The sequence below is a fragment of the Pseudomonas sp. P39-UII1 genome (assembly GCF_039672635.1).
GTDB lineage: Bacteria > Pseudomonadota > Gammaproteobacteria > Pseudomonadales > Pseudomonadaceae > Aquipseudomonas.
The window spans coordinates 188,855-207,228 of record NZ_JBDFPP010000008.1 but is presented as its reverse complement, the minus strand read 5'-3'; the positions used below and the strand labels follow the sequence as shown (position 1 = coordinate 207,228).

The following is an 18,374-nucleotide window of genomic DNA, read 5'->3' as shown; positions in this document are numbered from 1 at the left end:
GGTCAGCCTCGGGCCAGCGCCGCCAGCACCAGCTCGCAACTGCGCTGGCAATAGGCGGTGAGTACCTCGCGGATGCGCGGCAGGTCACGGGCGACCACGGCGTCGAGCAGGCGGGCGAACAGGTCCAGGTAATCGAGCATGTTGGCCTGGCGCTGGTCCAGGGCCAGGTAGTAGGCACGGCTCATGGCCGGCTGCAGGTTTTCGACGGTCTCCTGCAGGTAGGGGTTGTCGGCGAACGGATAGGCGGCGCGCATCACCGCAAAACTGTCGCCGACAAACGCCTTGATGTCGCCCAGCTCGCGGGCCTGCTGAAGGCGCTGCTGGATGTCCAGGAACGGGCGCAGGTCGTTGTCGGTGCGCCATTTTTGCGCAACGGCATTGCCCAATAGAATGTAGAACTCGCCCATCAGGGTGCACAGGCTGCGCACGCTGCGTTCGTCCAGCTTGGTCACATGGGCGCCACGGCGCGGCAAGATCGCGACCAGATGGCGACGTTCGAGGATCAACAGCGCCTCGCGCACCGAGCCACGGCTGACGTTCAGCGCCTGGGTGACCTTCTGCTCCTGGATGCGCTCACCCGGCACGAGCTCGCCGCGGATGATGCGTTCGGCCAGGTAGTCGGCAATTTGCTCGGAGAGGCTGTCCGGCGCCTTGAACGTCATGGTTTTCCTTCAAAATCATTGAACTGGGCACAAGTTGGCGATTGTAGCGCACTTGGTCAGCCCACGCGCAGAGGGGCAGCAGGCTTTATTTGACTCGCCAGATAGCCGCGTGCGCGGCCCGATCTATGCTTTGAATATGGGCAACCTGGGCGGCCAGATTCTCCTGCGGAGAATTTCTTGACCCTTAAGTCAGAAAATTATTGACCAGCGTGTCAGCTCTGCTTATTGTCCGCCCAACAACAATAAAACCATTGCGAGGCCATCCCCCGTGATCCAGTTTCTCGTCAACCAGGAGCTGCGTAACGAGCACGCCCTGGACCCGAACATGACGGTGCTGCAGTACCTGCGCGAGCACCTGGGCAAACCCGGCACCAAAGAAGGCTGCGCCAGCGGCGACTGCGGCGCCTGCACCGTGGTGGTCGGCGAGCTGACCCAGGATGACGACGGCCAGGACAGCTTGCGTTATCGCAGCCTCAACTCCTGCCTGACCTTCGTCTCGTCACTGCACGGCAAGCAACTGATCAGCGTCGAGGGCCTCAAGCACCAGGGCGCACTGCACAGCGTGCAACAAGCCATGGCTGACTGCCACGGCTCCCAATGCGGGTTCTGCACGCCAGGTTTCGTCATGTCGCTGTTCGCCCTGCAGAAGAACAGCCAGGGCCACGACCTGCACCAGGCCCAGGAAGCCCTTGCTGGCAACCTGTGCCGCTGCACCGGCTACCGGCCGATCCTCGATGCCGCCGAACAGAGCTGCCGCCTGCCCTGCCGCGACCAGTTCGACGCCCAGCAGGCGCAGACCATCAGCCGCCTGAAGGCTATCGCACCGACCCAAACCGGCGAACTCAACAGCGGTGACAAGCGCTGCCTGGTACCACTGACCGTCGCCGACCTGGCCGACCTGTACAGCTCGCACCCCGAGGCACGCCTGCTGGCCGGGGGCACTGACCTGGCGCTGGAAGTCACGCAGTTCCACAAGACCTTGCCGGTGATGATCTATGTCGGCCATGTGGCAGAACTCAAGCGCATCGACAAGACCGCCAACCACCTGGAAATCGGCGCTGCCACCCCGCTGACCGACTGCTACGGCGCACTGAACGAGGAATACCCCGACTTCGGCGACCTGCTGCACCGCTTCGCCTCGCTGCAGATCCGCAACCAGGGCACCCTGGGCGGCAACATCGGCAACGCCTCGCCGATCGGCGACTCGCCACCCTTGCTGATCGCACTGGATGCGCAGATTGTCCTGCGCCAAGGTGACCGCCAGCGCAGCATGGCGCTGGAGGATTACTTCATCGACTACCGCATCACTGCCCGCCAGGACAGCGAGTTCATCGAGAAGATCATCGTGCCACGTGCCAGCAACGACTGGGCCTTCCGCGCCTACAAGGTGTCCAAACGCCTGGATGACGACATTTCGGCGGTATGTGCAGCCTTCAACCTGAGCATCGAAGACGGCGTGGTCAGCGGCGTGCGCATCGCCTTCGGCGGCATGGCCGCCATCCCCAAACGTGCCCGCGCCTGTGAAGCGGCCCTGCGCGGCAAACCGTGGAACCAGGCCAGCATCGAGCGTGCCTGCCAGGCCTTGGCCGAAGACTTCACGCCACTCAGCGACTTCCGCGCCAGCAAGGAATACCGCCTGCTGACCGCGCAGAACCTGCTGCGCAAGTACTTCATCGAACTGCAAACGCCGCACATCGAAACCCGGGTGACCGACTATGTCTAACCATCACGCCGTCAAGAGCCAGGCCGAGATGGCCGCACTGTTCAGCCAGGACCTGACCACCGGGGTCGGCCGCAGCGTCAAGCACGACAGCGCCGACAAGCACGTGGCCGGTGAGGCCGTGTACATCGACGACCGCCTGGATTTCCCCAACCAGCTGCATGTCTACGCGCGTACCGCCGACCGCGCCCACGCGCGCATTTTGCGCATCGACACCACGCCATGCTATGCCTTCGAAGGTGTGCGTATCGCCATCACCCACGAAGACATCCCAGGCCTGAAAGACATCGGCCCAGTGGTCGCCGGTGATCCGCTGCTGGCCATCGACAAGGTCGAGTTCTTCGGCCAGCCAGTGCTCGCCGTGGCCGCTCGCGACCTCGACACCGCACGCCGTGCGGCGATGGCCGCAATCGTCGAATACGAAGACCTGGAGCCGGTACTGGACGTGGTCGAGGCGTTGCGCAAGAAGCACTTCGTGCTCGACAGCCACACCCACCAGCGGGGTGATTCCGCTGCAGCGCTGGCCAGCGCCCCACACCGGCTGCAAGGCACCTTGCACATCGGTGGCCAGGAGCACTTCTACCTGGAGACGCAGATCTCCTCGGTGATGCCCACCGAAGATGGCGGCATGATCGTCTTCTGTTCCACGCAAAACCCCACTGAAGTGCAGAAGCTGGTCGCCGAGGTGCTCGACGTGCCGATGAACAAGGTGGTGCTGGACATGCGCCGCATGGGCGGCGGTTTTGGTGGCAAGGAAACCCAGGCCGCAAGCCCTGCCTGCCTGTGCGCGGTGGTTGCCCGCCTGACCGGCCAGCCGACCAAGATGCGCCTGCCGCGTGTCGAAGACATGATGATGACCGGCAAGCGTCACCCGTTCTATGTCGAGTACGACGTTGGCTTCGATGACACGGGCCGCCTGCACGGCATCAACTTCGACCTGGCCGGCAACTGCGGCTACTCGCCCGACCTGTCGGGTTCGATCGTCGACCGCGCCATGTTCCACTCCGACAACGCCTACTACCTGGGCGATGCCACCGTGCATGGCCACCGCTGCAAGACCAATACCGCTTCCAACACCGCCTACCGTGGCTTTGGCGGCCCGCAGGGCATGGTCGCCATCGAGCAGGTCATGGACCACATCGCCCGCCACCTGGGCCGTGACCCGCTGGCTGTGCGCAAGGCCAACTACTACGGCAAGACCGAGCGCAACGTCACCCACTACTACCAGACCGTCGAGCACAACATGCTCGACGAAATGACCGCAGACCTGGAAGTTAGCAGCGACTACGCCGAGCGCCGTGAGTCGATCCGCCGCTTCAACGCCAACAGCCCGGTGCTCAAGAAGGGCCTGGCGCTGACCCCGGTCAAGTTCGGCATTTCGTTCACCGCCACCTTCCTCAACCAGGCCGGTGCGCTGATCCATATCTACACCGACGGCAGCATTCACCTGAACCATGGCGGCACCGAAATGGGCCAAGGCCTGAACACCAAGGTCGCGCAGGTGGTGGCGCAGGTATTTCAGGTCGACTTCAACCGCATCCAGATTACCGCCACCAATACTGACAAGGTACCCAACACCTCGCCAACGGCGGCGTCCAGCGGTGCCGACCTGAACGGCAAGGCCGCGCAAAATGCTGCCGAGATTCTCAAGAAGCGCCTCACCGAGTTCGCCGCGCGGCACTATCAGGTGACTGAAGAAGACGTCGAATTCCGCAACGGCCATGTGCGCGTGCGCGACCAGATCGTAAGCTTCGAGCAGTTGGTGCAGCAGGCGTATTTTGCCCAGGTGTCGCTGTCGACCACCGGCTTCTACCGCACGCCGAAGATCTTCTACGACCGTAGCCAGGCACGTGGCCGGCCGTTCTACTACTACGCATTCGGCGCCGCCTGCGTGGAAGTGATCGTCGACACCCTGACCGGCGAGTACAAGATGCTGCGCGCCGATATCCTGCATGACGTTGGCGACTCGCTGAACCCAGCCATCGACATCGGCCAGGTGGAAGGCGGCTTCATTCAGGGCATGGGTTGGCTGACCACCGAAGAGCTGGTGTGGAACGCCAAGGGCAAGCTGATGACCAACGGCCCGGCCAGCTACAAGATCCCGGCCGTGGCCGACATGCCGCTGGACCTGCGGGTGAAGCTGGTGGAAAACCGCAAGAACCCGGAAGACACCGTGTTCCACTCCAAGGCCGTCGGCGAGCCGCCGTTCATGCTCGGCATCGCTGCCTGGTGTGCAATCAAGGACGCCGTGGCCAGCATTGCCGACTACCGCGTGCAGCCGAACATCGATGCCCCGGCGACGCCGGAGCGGGTGTTGTGGGGGTGTGAGCAGATGCGCAAGGACGTGGCCGCGGCGCAGCCGGCACAGGAACTGGAAACCGTCACTCACTGACACTGTATTACCCTGTGGGAGCGGGCTTGCCCCGCGAATACGATGGTGCGGCCACTGCCGCATTCGCGGGACAAGCCCGCTCCCACAGGAGACGGAGTCAGCCTTCAAGAGAGGTTGAATCATGCACCAATGGATCAACGCCCTCGCCGACCACCAGGCCCGCGGCGAACCCTGCGTGCTGGTGACCATCATCGAGGAACGCGGCTCGACGCCGCGTAACGCCGGCTCGAAAATGGTCGTCAGCACCAGCGGCCTGTACGACACCATCGGCGGTGGCCACCTGGAGTTCAAGGCGCTGCACATCGCCAGGCAGATGCTGGAAGAACACCGCACCACCCCACACCTGGAGCGCTTCAGCCTCGGGGCCAGCCTGGGCCAGTGCTGTGGCGGCGTGACCGTGCTGCTGTTCGAGTCGATGACTGCCGTGCAGGCACAGATCGCAGTGTTCGGCGCGGGCCATGTCGGCCGGGCTCTGGTACCCTTGCTCGCCGCGCTGCCCTGCCGGGTGCGCTGGATCGATTCGCGTGAACAGGAATTCCCCGAGCTCATCCCCAACGGGGTGACCAAGGTGGTCAGCGAGGAGCCGGTCGACGAAGTGGCCGAGCTGCCTGCCGGTTGCTACTGCATCGTCATGACCCACAACCACCAGCTCGATCTGGAGCTGACCGCCGCCATTCTCAAGCGCAACGATTTCACCTGGTTCGGCCTGATCGGCTCGAAGACCAAACGGGTCAAGTTCGAGCACCGCCTGCGCGAGCGCGGTTTCGATGACGCCGTGATGGCGCGCATGCGCTGCCCGATGGGCCTCGCCGAGGTCAAGGGCAAGCTGCCGATCGAGATCGCCGTGTCCATCGCCGCCGAAATCATCGCCACCTACAACGCCTGCTTCGGCCAGCACGACGCTGGCGTCAATGCCGGCCCCATTGCCCAGTTGCTGCCGCCTTCCCGGCGCAGCCAAGCCATTTGACGAGTGAGTTATGACTGTTACCCGCAAAGCCTACCGTGCCGCCATCCTGCACAGCATCGCCGACCCGGCCGAGGTGGGCCTGGACGCTTCCCATGAGTACTACGAGGACGGCCTGCTGGTGATCGACAATGGCCGCATCAGCGCCCTTGGCCACGCCAGCGAGCTGCTGCCGACCCTCGATGCCGACATTGAGGTGGTGCATTATCAGGACGCCCTGATCACCCCAGGCTTCATCGACACCCACATCCACTTCCCGCAAACCGGCATGATCGGTTCCTACGGCGAACAGCTGCTGGATTGGCTCAATACCTACACCTTCCCCTGCGAAAAGCAGTTCGCTGACAAGGATCACGCCGACAAGGTGGCGAAGATCTTCCTGCAGGAACTGCTGCGCAACGGCACCACCACTGCGCTGGTGTTCGGCAGCGTGCACCCGCAGTCGGTCAATGCCTTGTTCGAAGAGGCCGAGCGCCTGGACCTGCGCCTGATCGCCGGCAAGGTGATGATGGACCGCAACGCACCGGACTACCTGACCGATACTGCCGAAACCTCTTACACCGAGAGCAAGGCGCTGATCGAGCGCTGGCACGGCAAGGGCCGGTTGCACTATGCGGTAACCCCACGCTTCGCGCCGACCAGCACCCCGGAGCAACTGGCACTGGCCGGCCAACTGCTCAAAGAGCACCCGGGCGTGTACATGCACACCCACCTGTCCGAGAACCTCAAGGAAATCGACTGGGTCAAGGAGCTGTTCCCCGAGCAGAAGGGTTACCTGGACGTGTACGACCACTTCGAGCTGCTCGGTGAGCGCTCGGTGTTCGCCCACGGCGTGCACCTGTGTGACGACGAATGCCAGCGCCTGTCGGAAACCGGCTCGGCCATTGCCTTCTGCCCTACCTCCAACCTGTTCCTCGGCAGCGGCCTGTTCAACCTGCCGCAAGCCGAGAAATTCAAGGTCAATGTGGGCCTGGGCACCGACGTGGGGGCCGGCACCAGCTTCTCGCTGCTCAACACCCTGAACGAAGCGTACAAGGTGATGCAATTGCAGGGCGCACGCCTGCACCCGTACAAGTCACTGTACCTGGCCACCCTCGGTGGCGCCCGTGCGCTGCGCCTGGACGACCGCATCGGCAGCCTGCGCCCTGGTAACGATGCCGACTTCGTGGTCCTCGACTACAAGGCGACGCCGCTGCTGGACTACCGCATCCAGCAGTCCAGCAGCATCGAAGAGACCCTGTTCGTGCTGACCACCCTGGGCGACGACCGCACAGTGCGTGAAACCTACGCTGCCGGGCGTTGCGTGCACCAGCGCTAAGGCTGTTTCGCCAGGCCGCGGTACAGCGCGCCGCCGATCGCCGCCCCGATCAGCGGCGCCAGCCAGAATAGCCACAGCTGCTGCAACGCCCAGCCACCGACAAACACTGCCGGCCCCGTGCTGCGCGCGGGGTTGACCGAGGTGTTGGTCACCGGGATCGAGATCAGGTGGATCAGCGTCAGCGCCAGGCCAATGGCGATTGGCGCGAAGCCTGCCGGGGCACGGGCGTCGGTGGCGCCCATGATCACTACCAGGAACATCGCCGTCATCACCACTTCGCTGACAAAGCCGGCGCCCAGCGAATAGCCCCCGGGGGAATGGTCGGCATAGCCGTTGGACGCCAACCCTGCCGACAACTCGAAACCCGCCTTGCCGCTGGCGATGAAGTAAATCACCGCTGCGGCAATGACCGCGCCGATCAGTTGAGCGATGACATAAGGGAGTAATTCTTTGGCGGGGAAGCGCCCACCCACCACCAACCCGAAGGAAACCGCAGGGTTGAGATGGCAGCCGGAGATATGGCCGATGGCGAATGCCATGGTCAGCACAGTGAGGCCGAAAGCGAAAGCGACACCGAGAACGCCGATGCCGAGCGGGGAACTGGCTGCGATTACCGCACTGCCACAGCCGCCAAGTACCAACCAGAAGGTGCCGACCAGTTCGGCACCCATGCGCACACCCAAAGACGTCGACATGAACCTTTCCTCATGTAGTTGAACGCAGGGGACTGCGCAAGCCCAACTACTTGATGAAGGTTTGCCCACAAGAATTTAGCAGACCCGGGAACAATGGCCAGTAATAAAGAAGGGCCGCTTCGCGCCCCATCGCCGGCAAGCCGGCTCCCACAGGGACAGCGCCAGCCTCATGGGCTGCGCGGTACTTGTGGGAGCCGGCTTGTCGGCGATGGGGCGCGAAGCGGCCCCTTGTTCAGCCAGGCAAACGATCAACCCTTGGCCGACACCTTCGGCTTTTTCAGCAGGTGCGAGAACACCGCATGCAGGTCGTCCGAGGCGCTCTCCTCGTCCAGGTTCAGCTTGCTGTCGATGTGGTCCATGTGGTGCATCATCAGGCTCACCGCCTGCTCGGCGTCACGCGCCTCGATGGCATCGATCAATTGCATGTGCTCGTCGTACGAGCAGTGCGAGCGGTTGCCGCTTTCGTACTGGGCAATGATCAGTGACGTTTGCGAGACCAGGCTGCGCTGGAAGCTGACCAGCGGTGCATTGCCAGCCGCCTCGGCGAGCTTCAGGTGGAACTCGCCGGAAAGCCGGATGCCAGCGCCGCGGTCGCCACGCGAGAAGCTGTCGCGCTCTTCACGCACCATCTGCCGCAGTTCGTTGAGCTGCTCCAAGGTGGCGTGCTGCACGGCCAGCTCGGTGATGGCGCGCTCGACCATACGCCGCGAGAAAAACACCTGGCGCGCCTCTTCGACCGTGGGGCTTGCCACCACCGCACCGCGATTGGGCCGCAGCAGCACCACGCTTTCATGGGCCAGGCGCGACAAAGCACGACGAATGATGGTGCGGCTGACGCCAAAGATCTCGCCCAGCGCTTCCTCGCTCAACTTGGTGCCCGGCGCGAGGCGCTGCTCGAGTATCGCCTCGAAGATATGCGCATAGACGATGTCGTCCTGGGTACCACTGCGGCCAGCCTTGCCGACGCGTGCAGGTTTCTTCAGAGGTTGCAGCTGTTCGTTCATGAGCTCTCGAAGCACGAAGGAAAGTATGGCGCCATTGTACACAGGCTGAGCCGTTTCTGCAGGTGGGCTTTTACCTATATAGCCGATGCGCGGCGGATTGTGCGCACAAAACATAAAACATTATTTGCTTTCTTTGTACACAAAAGCATAATCCATCGGGCAACATCTTGACCCGTGAGTCAACAAACGCGTCAGACGTCTGCCATCCCTCGCGGAGCCACCAAGTGCATTGCGCAGGTCACTGGCTCCAAGAACAACAAGAAAGACTTGAGGAGTATCGCTGTGGAAAGCCGCAAATCCGACGCACCTACGCTGGATCTCGCTCCACCGCTCGAAACGAGTTGGCTGGAACGGATTTTCAAACTCAAGCAACACGGCAGCACGGTCAAAACCGAACTGATTGCCGGGGTGACCACCTTCATCACCATGGCCTACATCATCTTCGTCAACCCCAACATCATGGCCGACGCCGGCATCGATCACGGTGCGGCGTTCGTCGCCACCTGCATCGCCGCCGCGCTCGGCTGCCTGCTGATGGGCCTGTACGCCAACTGGCCGGTGGGCCTGGCGCCGGGCATGGGGCTGAACGCCTTCTTCACCTATACCGTGGTCGGCACCATGGGCTACAACTGGGAAACAGCCCTGGGCGCGGTGTTCGTCTCGGGCGTGCTGTTCATGTTCCTGACCTTGTCGAAAGTGCGCGAATGGCTGCTCAACAGCATTCCAGTCAGCCTGCGCCATGCAATGGGGGCTGGCGTCGGATTGTTTCTCGGGCTGATCGGCCTGAAGACTGCTGGCATCATCGTCGACAGCCCGGCCACGCTGATCAAGCTGGGCTCGCTGCACGAGCCCGGCCCGTTGCTGGCAGCGGTGTGCTTCCTGCTGATCGCCATCCTCAGCTACAAGCGCGTGTTTGGCGCGATCCTGATCAGCATCATCGGCGTCACTCTGGCGGGCTGGGGCCTGGGCCTGGTGAAGTTTGGCGGGGTGATGTCGATGCCGCCGAGCCTGGCACCGACCTGGATGGCGATGGACGTGGCAGGCGTGTTCAACGTCAGCATGATCAGTGTGGTGCTGGCGTTCCTCTTCGTGCACATGTTCGACACTGCCGGCACCCTGATGGGTGTGGCGCAGCGAGCCAACCTGGTGGCGCCGGATGGGCGTATCGAGGGCTTGTCGCGCGCGTTGAAGGCTGACAGTGCTTCCAGCGTATTCGGCGCCGTGGTTGGCGTGCCGCCGGTTACCAGCTATGTAGAGAGCGCCGCGGGTGTGGCCGCTGGCGGGCGTACCGGCCTTACGGCAGTAGTGGTCGGCTTGCTGTTTGTCGCAGCGATGTTCTTCGCCCCGCTGGCCGGGATGATTCCGGCCTATGCCACTGCGGGTGCATTGATCTACGTGGCCATGCTGATGATGGGCAGCATGGCGCACATCCACTGGGACGAAGCCACCGACAGCATTCCGGCGATCGTCACGGTGATCATGATGCCGCTGACCTTCTCGGTGGCCGATGGTATTGCCCTGGGCTTTATCAGTTATGTGGCATTGAAGGCGGGTACCGGCAAGTACAAGGAAATCTCGGCCAGCCTGTGGGTACTGTGCGCGATCTTCATTGCCAAGTTCGTGTTCCTCTGACACCCACTTGCACCAACAAAGGGCGCCTCGGCGCCCTTTTGTCTTTTGTGGTGCCTGTAGTGGCCCTATCGCCGGCAAGCCGGCTCCCACAATGTCCAACGTCGCTGCGGTACCTGTGGGAGCCGGCTTGCCGGCGATAGGGCCAGCACAGGCAACACAAAAAGAGCAGACGAAAAAAAGCCCGCCAGTGTGAGAGCGGGCCAAGGACCTACGAAGATTCTTCTAGCGACCAACTAGCTCCCGCGATAGGTCGAATAGCTGTACGGCGAGATCAGCAGGGGCACGTGGTAGTGCTCCTGCTTCTCGTCGATGCCAAAGCGCAGCACAACAACATCCAGAAACGCCGTGTCGGGCAGCTGTACGCCGCGAGCACGGTAGTAGGCGCCAGCACTGAACTGCAGCTGGTAAACGCCGGTACGGTAGTCATCGCCCTGCAGCAGCGGCGCGTCGACGCGGCCATCGCTGTTGGTCAGGGCAGTGTTCACCAGCTCCAGCTGCTGGCCTTCGACACGGTACAGCTCGACTTTGATCGAGCTGCCCGGGCAGCCGTGAGCAGCATCCAGTACGTGTGTAGTCAAACGTCCCATTGCTTGTCGCCTCTTGTTCAATCTGTGGGCAAAAAATACACAGCCATCGGCACGGCAAAGGGCCTGCGATGGGCGGGAATGGCGTTATTAAGACATTTCAGCTCAGGATTGTACACAATTTTTTAAGCCCATCTGTCGCGGCCCTGCAATCGATGCACGTTGCCGCCAAATCAGGCCCTGTGCAGACCCTCGTCGCATTAACTGACCAACTAGGCAGGTTTCTTGCAACCGATTCTCAGGCGACAAAAGGGAAGAAATGCGGAAAAACAGGCTTACAAAAGATTTCAGAAGTTGTATACAATCAGCCCATCCGGTGGTGCGACATCCCGACGCGGCCCGCCCACCCCCGCACAAACGCACAAGAAGGAAGACTGCAGTGAGCGCTGACTACCCTCGCGACCTGATCGGTTACGGCAACAACCCTCCTCACCCGCAATGGCCGGGCAACGCTCGCATCGCGCTGTCCTTCGTGCTGAATTACGAGGAAGGTGGCGAGCGCAACATCCTGCACGGTGACAAAGAGTCCGAAGCGTTCCTGTCCGAGATGGTCGCCGCCCAGCCGCTGCAGGGCCAGCGCAACATGAGCATGGAGTCGCTGTACGAGTACGGCAGCCGCGCCGGTGTGTGGCGCCTGCTCAAGCTGTTCAAGGACAGTGGCGTCCCCCTCACCGTGTTTGCCGTGGCCATGGCCGCACAGCGCCACCCGGATGTGATCCGCGCCATGGTCGAAGCCGGCCATGAGATCTGCAGCCACGGCTACCGCTGGATCGACTACCAGAACATGGACGAGGCCCAGGAGCGCGAGCACATGCTCGAGGCCATCCGCATCCTCACCGAACTGACCGGCGAGCGCCCGGTAGGCTGGTACACCGGCCGCACCGGCCCGAACACCCGCCGCCTGGTCATGGAGGAAGGCGGCTTCCTCTATGACAGCGACACCTACGACGACGACCTGCCCTACTGGGAGCCGAACAACCCGACCGGCAAGCCGCACCTGGTGATCCCGTACACCCTCGACACCAACGACATGCGCTTCACCCAGGTGCAGGGCTTCAACTGCGGCGAGCAGTTCTTCCAGTACCTCAAAGACGCCTTCGACGTGCTGTACGAAGAAGGCGCCGAGGCACCGAAAATGCTCTCCATCGGCCTGCACTGCCGCCTGGTCGGCCGCCCGGCGCGCCTGGCCGCGCTGAAGCGCTTCGTCGACTACGCCAAGAGCCACGACCAGGTCTGGTTCGCCCGTCGTGCGGACATCGCCCGCCACTGGCACGCCACCCACCCGTACAAGAAAGAGAACGCCTGATGACCGCCTTCAAGACCCTCAAGCCATCGACCCTGGACCGTGACGCCTTCGTCAAGGCCTTCGCTGACATCTACGAGCACTCGCCGTGGGTCGCCGAAAAAGCCTATGACCTCGGTCAACTGGGCGAGCTGGACGAGATCGAGGCGCTGCACCAGCGCATGAGCGACATCCTGCTCAGCGCCAACCACGCAGACCAGCTGGCACTGATCAACGCTCACCCGGACCTGGCCGGCAAAGCCGCCGTGCAGGGCGAGCTGACCGAATCGAGCACCAACGAGCAGGCCGGCGCCGGTATTCACCAGTGCACCGCCGAAGAGTTCGCCCGGTTCACCGAGCTGAACGATGCCTACAAGGCCAAGTTCCAGTTCCCGTTCATCATGGCGGTCAAGGGCAGCAACCGGCACCAGATCCTCGCCGCTTTCGAAAAACGCATTCACAACGACGCGGATGCCGAGTTCAAGGAAGCCCTGGCGCAGATCAACCTGATCGCCCTGTTCCGCTTGCTGCAGCTGTAATCGCCACAGCAACGAAAGAGCCTTATCCAGAATAACGAACATAGAAGAGATAACCGCATGCGCACCCTGATGATCGAGCCCCTGACCAAAGAAGCCTTCGCCGCCTTCGGTGACGTTATCGAAACCGATGGCAGTGACCACTTCATGATCAACAATGGCTCGACCATGCGCTTTCACAAGCTCGCCACGGTCGAGACCGCCGAGCCTGAAGACAACGCGATCATCAGCATCTTCCGCGCCGACGCGCAGGACATGCCGCTGACCGTGCGCATGCTGGAACGCCATCCGCTGGGCAGCCAGGCTTTCATCCCGCTGCTCGGCAACCCCTTTCTGATCGTGGTCGCGCCGGTTGGCGATGCACCTGTATCAGGCTTGGTCCGTGCCTTCCGCAGTAATGGCAGGCAGGGCGTCAATTACCATCGCGGCGTTTGGCACCACCCGGTGCTTACGATCGAAAAGCGGGATGATTTCCTGGTGGTTGATCGCAGTGGTTCTGGCAACAACTGCGATGAGCATTACTTCACCGAGGAACAGATGCTGATCCTCAATCCCCACCAATAAGAAAAGGTCGGTCATCGTTTGGTGACTGGCAGAGGTACATACTGTGGAAGCACACCTTCACGAATGGCTGAACCTGAGCATTCGCTGGGTTCACATGATCACCGGGGTCGCCTGGATCGGTGCATCGTTCTACTTCGTCTGGCTGGAAAACAACCTGAACCGGAGCAATCCGCGTGACGGGCTGTCGGGTGACCTCTGGGCCATCCACGGCGGTGGTATCTACCACCTCGAGAAATACAAGCTGGCGCCGCCGAAGATGCCCGAGAACCTGCACTGGTTCAAATGGGAAGCCTACTTCACCTGGATGTCTGGTATCGCGCTGCTGTGCGTGGTGTTCTACTGGAACCCGACCCTGTACCTGCTGGCCCCTGGCAGCACCCTGAGCGGTGCCGAGGGCGTGGCCATCGGTATCGGTTCGCTGGTGGCCGGCTGGTTCATCTACGACCTGCTCTGCGATTCGCCATTGGGCAAACGCCCGGCGCTGCTTGGCGGCGTGCTGTTCGTACTGATCATCGCCGCGTGCTGGGGCTTCAGCCAAGTGTTCAGCGGCCGTGGCGCGTACCTGCACACCGGCGCCATCATCGGCACCATCATGGTCGGTAACGTGTTCCGCATCATCATGCCTGCCCAGCGCCAGCTGGTAGCCGCGATCGAAGCCAACACCACCCCCGACCCACGCCTGCCGGCCAAGGGCCTGCTGCGTTCGCGTCACAACAACTACTTCACCCTGCCGGTGCTGTTCATCATGATCAGCAACCACTTCCCGAGCACCTACGGTAGCCAGTACAACTGGCTGATCCTGGCCGGCATTGCTGTAGCTGCGGTACTGATCCGCCACTACTTCAACACCCGCCACGACAGCGCCAAGTACGCCTGGACCCTGCCTGTCGGTGCCCTGGCGATGATCTGCCTGGCTTACGTCACCGGCCCCAAGCCGATGGCTGTTGCACCTGAGCAGGCGGCGGCGAAGGTTGAGTACCAACCACTGCCGGCGACCGCCGTGGGTGGCAAGACCGCTGCCGAGCAGCGCGCCGAGGACGCTGCCAAGGCAGCTCAAGCCCCAGCAGCAACCGAGGCTCCGGCCCAGGCCACTGCCCAGGTAGGCGGCGATGCCTTCGACAAGATCCACACTGTCATCCAGGAACGCTGCACCGTGTGCCACTCGTCCAAACCGACCAGCCCACTGTTCAGCGCCGCACCTGCCGGCGTGATGTTCGACACCCCGCAACAGATCCAGGCCCAGGCCGCGCGCATTCAGGCGCAAGCGGTTGCCAGCCAGATCATGCCGCTGGGCAACATCACCCAGATGACCGCCGAAGAGCGCAAGCTCGTCGGTGACTGGATCGCCAAAGGCGCTCAAGTCAACTGATACACCTCTCCTGCCGGGCGTCCGCGCGCCCTGGCAGGGGCGGCCTTGCGCCGCAAACAGGGCCGGCACTGCCGGCCCGAATTACAAGCAATACGCAACAAGCAAGCATCGAGCGCCCAGGCCAACCGCCTGGCGCTTGGATCCGAGAATAAAAACAAAACTCGAGGTGCTGCATGTCCGAGTCACGCAAGGCGTACATTCCTGTTGCGCCGCCGCGAGAGCCTCTGCCCCTGTTCCAACTGATCCTGGTTGGCCTGCAACACGTTCTGCTGATGTACGGAGGGGCGATTGCCGTGCCTTTGATCATTGGCCAGGCTGCCGGATTGTCCCGTGAAGAAGTCGCTTTCCTGATCAACGCCGACCTGCTGGTCGCAGGCGTCGCCACCATCATCCAGTCGTTCGGTATCGGCCCGGTAGGGATCCGCATGCCGGTGATGATGGGCGCCAGTTTCGCTGCCGTCGGCAGCATGGTGGCCATGGCTGGCATGCCTGGCGTGGGCCTGCAGGGGATCTTCGGGGCGACCATCGCCGCCGGGTTCTTCGGCATGCTCATCGCGCCGTTCATGTCCAAGGTCGTACGCTTCTTCCCACCGCTGGTCACCGGCACCGTCATTACCTCGATCGGCCTCTCGCTGTTCCCGGTTGCGGTCAACTGGGCCGGTGGCGGCCATGAGGCAGAAGCCTTCGGCTCGCCGATCTACCTGATGGTGGCGGGCCTGGTGCTGGCCGTGATCCTGCTGATCAACCGCTTCATGCGTGGCTTCTGGGTCAACGTGTCGGTGCTGGTGGGCATGGGCCTGGGCTACATCCTGGCGGGCTCCATCGGCATGGTTGACCTGTCCGGCCTGAACGAAGCACCGTGGCTGCAAGTGGTCACGCCACTGCACTTCGGCATGCCGACCTTCAGCCTGGCACCGATCCTGTCGATGTGCCTGGTGGTGGTGATCATCTTCGTCGAGTCCACCGGCATGTTCCTCGCCCTGGGCAAGGTGACCGATCGTGAAGTCACCCCTGGCATGCTTCGCCGTGGCCTGCTGTGCGACGCCGGTGCGTCGTTCATTGCCGGGTTCTTCAACACCTTCACCCACTCCTCCTTTGCGCAGAACATCGGCCTGGTGCAGATGACCGGGGTACGTTGCCGCTTCGTCACCATCGTGGCTGGCGGGCTGCTGATCCTGCTCAGCCTGCTGCCCAAGGCCGCCTTCCTGATTGCCTCGATCCCGCCTGCGGTACTGGGCGGCGCGTCCATCGCCATGTTCGGCATGGTCACCGCCACCGGGATCAAGATCCTCCAGGAAGCGGACATCGGCGACCGTCGCAACCAGCTGCTGGTTGCGGTCAGTGTGGGCTTCGGCCTGATCCCTGTGGTGCGCCCGGAGTTCTTCGCGCAGATGCCGCAATGGATGGAACCCATCACCCACAGTGGCATCGCCATGGCCACGGTCAGTGCCTTGGTGCTGAACGTGCTGTTCAACATCCTCGGTGGCGCTGATCGCGCGGCGCATAACGACGCCTGCCACCAGCATTGAGTTGCAGGGCGGCGCAATGCCGCCCTTTCTCGTCTTTCGCTACAACCGCTGTGCCGTCGGCCCGCCGGAATGGGCTGCCCGGGGCGCCTGCGCGCCGAAAACACCGCCAACAAAAACAATAAGTCCGGGAATCACAACATGAAGCGCATCGCATCAAGCCTGTTGCTGGGCAGCAGCCTGCTGGCCACCCTCCCCGCGCACGCAGGCGAATGGCTGCTGTGGCATGGCGAAAGCCTGACCTATCTGTACGGCAAGGACTTCAAGGTCAACCCTGATATCCAGCAGACCATCACGTTCGAGCACGCCAACAAATGGAAGTACGGCGACACCTTCCTGTTCGTCGACAAGATCTTCTACAACGGCAAGCCCGACGCCAGCAAAGGCGTGACCACCTACTACGGTGAATTCAGCCCGCGCCTGTCGTTCGGCAAGATCTTCGACCAGAAGCTGGCCTTCGGCCCGGTCAAGGACGTGTTGCTGGCCATGACCTACGAGCGCGGCGAAGGCGACAACGAGGCCTACCTGATCGGCCCCGGCTTCGACCTGGACATTCCCGGCTTCAACTATTTCACCCTGAACTTCTACGTGCGCAACACCGAAGGCGGCCGCCCCGGTGACAACGTCTGGCAGATCACGCCCGGCTGGTCCTACACCATCCCCGTCGGCCGGTCGGACATTCTGATCGACGGCTACATGGACTGGGTACCCGACAACGACCAGAACCGCCGCGGCACCTACCACGCCAACCTGCACTTCAACCCGCAGGTCAAATACGACCTGGGCAAGGCGCTTAACCTGGGCGCCAAGCAGCTGTATGTCGGCTTCGAATACAGCTACTGGAAGGACAAATATGGCATCGACAGCCGCGGCAACCTGGAGAGCAACCAGAGCGTTGCCAGTGCACTGATCAAGGTGCATTTCTGAAAACTTGATCAAACGCCCAAGTTTGATTCACTGTGCTCCAGGACGGAGCACTTGAGGCCCGGCGCGCAAGCCAGTAATCTGCGCGCCCCCTCGATCAGGGCAGGACGGATCCTGCCCGCGTTTGCTGACCGCTCAGTCAATGAATTCGGGCGGTTAGCCAACGTGTTGCCAGCCTGAAATACCCATTTTCAACCGTTCGGAACGAGTCGAGCAGGAAGGTTGTAGCTAACCCGGGAAAGTTGGCGCAGCTCTTGCCAAATAGCTGTGGCCTATCGAAAAAAGCTGACTCAAAAGACAAAAACAGCGCCACCACCGAGCGCTGACAACAGATCAATCAAGGGAGCGACATCTGCAATGCGTACCATCAACAGCCTGATTCTCGCGGGCGGCCTGCTGGCCTGCGGCACCACCTATGCCGACGACCTGCTGCAGTGGCAGAACAACAGCCTGACCTACCTGTGGGGCAAGAACTTCAAGGTCAACCCGGCAATCCAGCAAACCGTGACCTTCGAGCACGCCGATGGCTGGAAGTACGGCGACAACTTCATCTTCGTCGACAAGATTTTCTACAACGGCAAGAAGGACGCCGGTAACGGCGACAACACCTATTACGGCGAGATCAGCCCGCGCTTGTCGTTCGGCAAGATCTTCGACCAGAAGCTGGCCTTCGGCCCGGTCAAGGACGTGCTGCTGGCGATGACCTACGAGTTCGGCGAAGGTGATACCGAGTCCTACCTGATCGGCCCGGGCTTCGACCTGGATATCCCAGGCTTCGACTACTTCCAGCTGAACTTCTACCAGCGCACTACCGATGGCAGCCGCGCCGGTGACAATGTCTGGCAGATCACCCCGGTGTGGTCCTACACCATCCCTGTAGGCTCGTCCGACATCCTCATCGACGGTTTCATGGACTGGGTGGTCGACAACGACGAGAACCGCCGTGGCGAATACCACGCCAACCTGCACTTCAACCCGCAGGTCAAATATGACCTGGGCAAGGCGTTGCACCTGGGTGACAAGCAGCTGTACGTGGGTTTCGAGTATGACTACTGGAAGAACAAGTACGGTATCAAGGATTCCGACGGGTTCACCACCGACCAGAACACGGCGAGCTTCCTGGTCAAGGTTCACTTCTGATAACCGGGCTGCTCTGCAGCCCATCGCCGGCAAGCCGGCTCCTACAGAGACAGCGCCGCGCC

The 18,374-nt window shown here is 62.2% G+C and carries 16 protein-coding genes; 12 read left to right on the top strand and 4 right to left on the bottom strand.

All coding sequences use genetic code 11. The annotated features are described in order from the left end of the window. Positions 1-2 precede the first annotated feature (2 nt). Complete coding sequence (locus ABEH27_RS13450; RefSeq protein ID WP_346614056.1) at positions 3-662, bottom strand: GntR family transcriptional regulator; 660 nt, start codon at positions 660-662, stop codon at positions 3-5. Between the two features lie 268 nt (positions 663-930). On the opposite strand from ABEH27_RS13450, the gene xdhA reads away from it, so the two are divergent. The 4 genes from xdhA to guaD all read left to right on the top strand — a co-directional run bounded on the left by xdhA (position 931) and on the right by guaD (position 7,056). Then, positions 931-2,385 (top strand): xanthine dehydrogenase small subunit, encoded by a 1,455-nt coding sequence (xdhA, locus tag ABEH27_RS13445; RefSeq protein ID WP_346614055.1) that lies wholly within the window; start codon positions 931-933, stop codon positions 2,383-2,385. After that, positions 2,378-4,774, top strand: a complete 2,397-nt coding sequence (gene xdhB, locus ABEH27_RS13440; RefSeq protein ID WP_346614054.1) for a xanthine dehydrogenase molybdopterin binding subunit — start codon at positions 2,378-2,380, stop codon at positions 4,772-4,774. The genes xdhA and xdhB overlap by 8 nt, the downstream gene beginning before the upstream one ends. Positions 4,775-4,895: 121 nt before the next feature. Next, a complete protein-coding gene (gene xdhC, locus ABEH27_RS13435) occupies positions 4,896-5,741 on the top strand; it encodes a xanthine dehydrogenase accessory protein XdhC (protein WP_346614053.1) in 846 nt (281 codons plus the stop codon). Positions 5,742-5,751: 10 nt separating this feature from the next. Continuing rightward, positions 5,752-7,056 carry a guanine deaminase gene (gene guaD / locus ABEH27_RS13430; protein WP_346614052.1) on the top strand — a complete coding sequence of 435 codons (1,305 nt, stop codon included), beginning with the start codon at positions 5,752-5,754 and terminating at the stop codon, positions 7,054-7,056. On the opposite strand, the gene aqpZ is transcribed toward guaD, so the two are convergent. Further along, entirely contained in the window at positions 7,053-7,751 is a 699-nt protein-coding gene (gene aqpZ / locus ABEH27_RS13425; protein WP_346614051.1) for an aquaporin Z, read from the bottom strand. The genes guaD and aqpZ overlap by 4 nt on opposite strands. A 248-nt stretch (positions 7,752-7,999) precedes the next feature. Next, a complete protein-coding gene (locus ABEH27_RS13420) occupies positions 8,000-8,755 on the bottom strand; it encodes a GntR family transcriptional regulator (protein ID WP_054899986.1) in 756 nt (251 codons plus the stop codon). Positions 8,756-9,067: 312 nt separating this feature from the next. Here ABEH27_RS13420 and ABEH27_RS13415 point away from each other — a divergent pair, with 312 nt between their 5' ends. Then, positions 9,068-10,387 carry an NCS2 family permease gene (locus tag ABEH27_RS13415; protein WP_346614064.1) on the top strand — a complete coding sequence of 440 codons (1,320 nt, stop codon included), beginning with the start codon at positions 9,068-9,070 and terminating at the stop codon, positions 10,385-10,387. Between the two features lie 233 nt (positions 10,388-10,620). Here ABEH27_RS13415 and uraH read toward each other — a convergent pair whose 3' ends face one another. Further along, positions 10,621-10,974 carry a hydroxyisourate hydrolase gene (gene uraH, locus ABEH27_RS13410; protein WP_054884130.1) on the bottom strand — a complete coding sequence of 118 codons (354 nt, stop codon included), beginning with the start codon at positions 10,972-10,974 and terminating at the stop codon, positions 10,621-10,623. Positions 10,975-11,350: 376 nt separating this feature from the next. On the opposite strand from uraH, the gene puuE reads away from it, so the two are divergent. From puuE to ABEH27_RS13375, 7 genes are all read left to right on the top strand, one after another. Beyond that, complete coding sequence (puuE, locus tag ABEH27_RS13405) at positions 11,351-12,277, top strand: allantoinase PuuE (RefSeq protein WP_346614050.1); 927 nt, start codon at positions 11,351-11,353, stop codon at positions 12,275-12,277. Then, positions 12,277-12,792 carry a 2-oxo-4-hydroxy-4-carboxy-5-ureidoimidazoline decarboxylase gene (uraD, locus tag ABEH27_RS13400; RefSeq protein ID WP_346614049.1) on the top strand — a complete coding sequence of 172 codons (516 nt, stop codon included), beginning with the start codon at positions 12,277-12,279 and terminating at the stop codon, positions 12,790-12,792. Before puuE ends, uraD begins: the two co-directional genes overlap by 1 nt. A 57-nt stretch (positions 12,793-12,849) precedes the next feature. Next, the gene (locus ABEH27_RS13395; RefSeq protein ID WP_346614048.1) at positions 12,850-13,353 is read left to right on the top strand and encodes an ureidoglycolate lyase; all 504 of its coding nucleotides are present in this window, start codon (positions 12,850-12,852) and stop codon (positions 13,351-13,353) included. A gap of 43 nt (positions 13,354-13,396) precedes the next feature. Beyond that, positions 13,397-14,722: a urate hydroxylase PuuD gene (locus ABEH27_RS13390; protein ID WP_346614047.1), complete on the top strand. Its 1,326-nt coding sequence runs from the start codon at positions 13,397-13,399 to the stop codon at positions 14,720-14,722. 173 nt (positions 14,723-14,895) lie between these two features. Beyond that, on the top strand, positions 14,896-16,251 hold the full coding sequence (locus ABEH27_RS13385; RefSeq protein WP_346614046.1) for a nucleobase:cation symporter-2 family protein: 1,356 nt from the start codon (positions 14,896-14,898) through the stop codon (positions 16,249-16,251). Positions 16,252-16,389: 138 nt separating this feature from the next. After that, positions 16,390-17,175 carry an outer membrane protein OmpK gene (locus ABEH27_RS13380; RefSeq protein WP_346614045.1) on the top strand — a complete coding sequence of 262 codons (786 nt, stop codon included), beginning with the start codon at positions 16,390-16,392 and terminating at the stop codon, positions 17,173-17,175. Between the two features lie 354 nt (positions 17,176-17,529). Next, on the top strand, positions 17,530-18,312 hold the full coding sequence (locus tag ABEH27_RS13375; protein WP_346614044.1) for an outer membrane protein OmpK: 783 nt from the start codon (positions 17,530-17,532) through the stop codon (positions 18,310-18,312). Positions 18,313-18,374 lie beyond the last annotated feature (62 nt).

Bases quoted from the DNA above. Each gene is read 5' to 3' on its own strand.
- ABEH27_RS13375 (WP_346614044.1), top strand. From the start codon at position 17,530: ATGCGTACCATCAACAGCCTGATTCTCGCGGGCGGCCTGCTGGCCTGC.
- xdhB (WP_346614054.1), top strand. From the start codon at position 2,378: ATGTCTAACCATCACGCCGTCAAGAGCCAGGCCGAGATGGCCGCACTG.
- ABEH27_RS13395 (WP_346614048.1), top strand. From the start codon at position 12,850: ATGCGCACCCTGATGATCGAGCCCCTGACCAAAGAAGCCTTCGCCGCC.
- ABEH27_RS13380 (WP_346614045.1), top strand. From the start codon at position 16,390: ATGAAGCGCATCGCATCAAGCCTGTTGCTGGGCAGCAGCCTGCTGGCC.
- ABEH27_RS13450 (WP_346614056.1), bottom strand. From the start codon at position 662: ATGACGTTCAAGGCGCCGGACAGCCTCTCCGAGCAAATTGCCGACTAC.
- uraD (WP_346614049.1), top strand. From the start codon at position 12,277: ATGACCGCCTTCAAGACCCTCAAGCCATCGACCCTGGACCGTGACGCC.
- ABEH27_RS13385 (WP_346614046.1), top strand. From the start codon at position 14,896: ATGTCCGAGTCACGCAAGGCGTACATTCCTGTTGCGCCGCCGCGAGAG.
- xdhC (WP_346614053.1), top strand. From the start codon at position 4,896: ATGCACCAATGGATCAACGCCCTCGCCGACCACCAGGCCCGCGGCGAA.
- guaD (WP_346614052.1), top strand. From the start codon at position 5,752: ATGACTGTTACCCGCAAAGCCTACCGTGCCGCCATCCTGCACAGCATC.
- aqpZ (WP_346614051.1), bottom strand. From the start codon at position 7,751: ATGTCGACGTCTTTGGGTGTGCGCATGGGTGCCGAACTGGTCGGCACC.
- uraH (WP_054884130.1), bottom strand. From the start codon at position 10,974: ATGGGACGTTTGACTACACACGTACTGGATGCTGCTCACGGCTGCCCG.
- ABEH27_RS13420 (WP_054899986.1), bottom strand. From the start codon at position 8,755: ATGAACGAACAGCTGCAACCTCTGAAGAAACCTGCACGCGTCGGCAAG.